Source organism: Flavobacteriales bacterium, assembly GCA_013214975.1.
Taxonomy (GTDB): Bacteria; Bacteroidota; Bacteroidia; order DT-38; family DT-38; genus DT-38.
In genome coordinates this window covers 1-3,801 of the sequence record JABSPR010000113.1, presented here as the reverse complement: position 1 = coordinate 3,801, position 3,801 = coordinate 1, and the positions used below count along the sequence as shown (strand labels likewise).

General features: G+C 37.3%; 2 protein-coding genes and 1 pseudogene. 2 read left to right on the top strand and 1 reads right to left on the bottom strand.

Annotation, left to right across the window (positions count from 1 at the left end; all coding sequences use genetic code 11):
• Nucleotides 1–1,384, bottom strand: a 1,384-nt coding sequence (locus HRT72_04430; protein NQY66954.1) for a SprB repeat-containing protein, incomplete at its 3' end; no start/stop codon positions are given.
• 658 nt (nucleotides 1,385–2,042) lie between these two features.
• On the opposite strand from HRT72_04430, the pseudogene HRT72_04425 reads away from it, so the two are divergent.
• Together HRT72_04425 and HRT72_04420 are read left to right on the top strand one after the other, a co-directional pair.
• Nucleotides 2,043–3,321, top strand: a pseudogene (locus HRT72_04425) (IS3 family transposase).
• A gap of 337 nt (nucleotides 3,322–3,658) precedes the next feature.
• The coding region (locus tag HRT72_04420) for an AsnC family protein (GenBank protein ID NQY66953.1) at nucleotides 3,659–3,801 on the top strand (143 nt) is incomplete at its 3' end.

Below are 3,801 nucleotides of genomic sequence, written 5' to 3'. Positions count from 1 at the left end.
ACATTAGGTCTGTAGTGCTAGAAACTGATATAATTGCTGCAGCAGCATCCGAAATCATAATCATATTCACATCGGTACAGCCATTCGCATCCATCGCTGTATAGGTATATATACCAACGGCCAATCCATTTATTGTTGCTGTATTTTCTCCATTAGACCAGTTGTAAGAATATGGAGCAACACCGCCAAACCCAGAAACAGAGACAGAACCGTTAGATCCTCCACAAGTAGCATTTGTTACAGAAAGGGTATCTACTATTAATGCAGAAGGTTCTGTAATGACAACTGAATTTACATCCTGACATCCATTGCCATCCGTTGTTGTTACTATAGAAGTCCCAGCAGACAAACTACTTTCATTGGCAGTCATCCCACCTGTATTCCAAGCATATGTATAACTTCCTACTCCGCCTAAACCTAAAACGGAAGCAGCTCCATCCGAATTTCCATTACAAACAACATTCACCGATGTCATTACAGAAGTAAGTTCACTAGGCTCATTAACAACTACCGAAGCCGAAACCAAACATCCATTAGAATCAGTACATGTTGGAGTATATGTTGAGGCAGCTAACCCTGAAATCGTAGAACCATTTGCGCCATTATCCCAAGTATATGAATATGGCATTGTACCTCCACTTACCACAGCTGTTGCCATTCCATCCGTAGAGCCAAAACATAATGCATCTGTAGAAGTCGTAGATAAAACCATTTGAGTTGGCTCATTAATTATAACTGTAGAAGTAGACGCGCATGCATTTGCATCCAAAACAGTAACACCATATGTACCAGCTGCCAAACCAGTAACACTTGCTGTTGTCTCACTACCAGCCCAATTATAAGCATAAGGTGTTGTTCCTCCTGTTGCGGTTACCGTGGCGCCTCCAGTAGCATCACCATTACACAATGCATCAGTACCAACGGTTGTCGAAGCCAAAGTACATGCAGAGCTTACAGTAAGTTCTATTGTAATTACCATTGCCGTACCCAGGCTACCGCATAAATCACTATTAACTTGCACAGCGTATGTAGTTGCAATAGGAACTGTTAGATCAAGTAAACCATCTGTTCCTCCACAGCTGGTTTCATCGTTTCCTGTTGAAAATCCACCTAGGTATACATTCAACCCAGAAGGCACATCCGAACCACAACTTGTAATTTGGTATTCGTTACCAGCTATTAAACCCGAGACCGAGAAATAGGTGCCGCCAGTTGCCGTTGTCGTAATATTTTGAGGAACATTTAATACTAGTCCACTCCCATCGTAGGTTCCACCTAAAGTCCCCTGAGGACATTGCGCCTGGCTAGAAAAGCCAAAAAGCGTAAGTATGCATGCTCCAATTAATTTAATTGCAACAGACTTAATCGTTTTGTTTTTAATCATGTAGTTGGTTTTATTATTTCTAATATAGAGAGAAGTATCTAAAATACATATTTAATATGGGTAACACTATTAACAGTCGCTAATTAAATATTGACAAACCGCTAATACTCAATATATGCCAAAAACAAAAAGGCACCCTAGTTCAGAGGGAAATAAATTTGAATATTAAAAAACTGTCAGTTCGAGTGATCCTGACACGCAGTTGTCAGGATTGTATCGAGAACAGAGTTTTTCACATTCAGTATTTTGCCAAAATCATTTAATTCTTGATACAATCCCGACATAAAATTGTCGGAATCACTCGAACTGACAATGATTTCAATAACCATATAATGTAAATCTTCAAACTAAAGTGAACTTTTCCTTAGTGAGTGTTTCATGATAATTCAGAATTACTTTTTTTTCTAAATTTCTGGCTTTTCTTTCATTTTCAATTGTTTGTATTCTAGCCTTCTATTGTGCAGGGTAATCCGCTTTATTCTCGCTCTCTCCTTCAAGATTGCATGTAAAAAGTCAGACCAAAGGGTACCACTAAAGGGATAAAGTTAAGTGATAGTATTAATACCTTCAAAGCAGCTTTGAGGAACTTTAAAAACCTTTAAATGTATAATAATGGGAAGACCAAAAAAAGAAGTCAGCAGAAGCTGTAGTTAAGGACATTCGACGTCAAACACGTAGAAAGTTCTCATCAGAAGAGAAGATCAGAATAATTTTAGAAGGCCTAAAGGGTGAAAAATCTATATCGGAAATATGTAGAACCGAAGGAATAGCTCCAGCATTGTATTATCGTTGGAGTAAGAACTTTATCGAAGCAGGAAAGAGACGCCTTTTAGGAGATACTCAAAAGAGAAGCTAATACGGAAGAGGTTACTAATCTTCGAAAGGAGAACCATGATCTAAAGGAAGTAGTAGCAGAACTTACTTTGAGTAATCGCGTGCTTAAAAAAAGCTTGAGTGGTCTAGAATAACATTCAAGAAGTACATGCGATTTACTCAAGCAGAGAAATATGAAATCATCCGAATTGTGGAAGCCTCTGAGATAGGGCCCAATAGAACTTTACGAGAATTAGGCATCCATAAGAGCACCTTTTACAGTTGGTACGGCAGGTATAAAGAGCAAGGTTATGATGGCCTTGCTCCTAGACCTCGTGCAGATAACAATTGCTGGAATAGAATACCGGATAACATTCGCAATGAGGTTGTAACAATGGCTCTTGACATACCAGAACTATCTCCAAGATAATTAGCTTACAGAATGATAGAGGTTAAACAATATTACATATCGGAGAGTAGTGTTTATCGAATACTTAAAATGAAGTTCCTACATTTGACTGGACAGTAAGTTTAAAGACAAGACAGTTCGACCTAATCAGATGTGGCAAACCGACTTTACCTACTTCAATATACTTGGATGGGGATGGTACTACCTCTCAACAATATTAGATGATTACAGTCGCTACATAGTACACTGGGAACTCTGTTCTAACATGCAGACAGAGGGTGTAGCCAGAACCATAGATTGTGCATTAGGAAAAACAGGACTGGATAAATCTAATCGACCACGATTGCTCAGTGATAATGGATCTTGCTACATAAGCTCTGAACTGGCTGAATACATCGAACAAGAAGAAATGAGTCATGTTAGAGGGAAGCCATTACATCCACAAACCCAAGGGAAGATTGAGCGGTATCACAGATCCATGAAGAACGTAGTAAAACTAGAAAACTATTATATGCCAGGTGATCTAATTAATCGACTGGAAGAGTTTGTTGATCATTACAACAACCGTAGATACCACGAATCAATCAACAATGTAACTCCGTCAGATGTATACTTTGGACGTGATAAAGAACTGCTTAAGCAAAGAGAAATAATTAAACAAAACACTATGAAAAAACGCAGAAAAACATACCTGTCACAGGTTATTCAAATTTGACTTAATTTTACTTGTCCCTGGTACACTTTCTTTGAAGACTTACATTTACACCTTTTTACATAATTAATGATATCAAGTCGAATAATCCCATCTATTACTACATTCTTAAAATGTTTCCCAAATTAGAACTCTAACTACAACGATTAATAAGCATTTAACTGGATTTATTACTTCCAAATCTAATTTCCCGTTTCCGTACCAAGAAATAATTCAGTAAGCGTATTTCTCAAGATTCTTATTCAAAGATTATTTACTAATATAATATTAGCTGTATCACCTTTTTTAAACTAATTTTAGTTATCTCACTCATTTTTAAACCAATGCTGTATTAAACCACATGGAAAAAGACAATTATAAAATTGATTCGCTAGACAGGCTGATAATAAAACATCTTTCTGACAATGGCAGAAAATCATTTAAAGATATTGCCACAGCACTTGATGTAACTGTGATGACAGTGCACAACAGATACAAGAATTT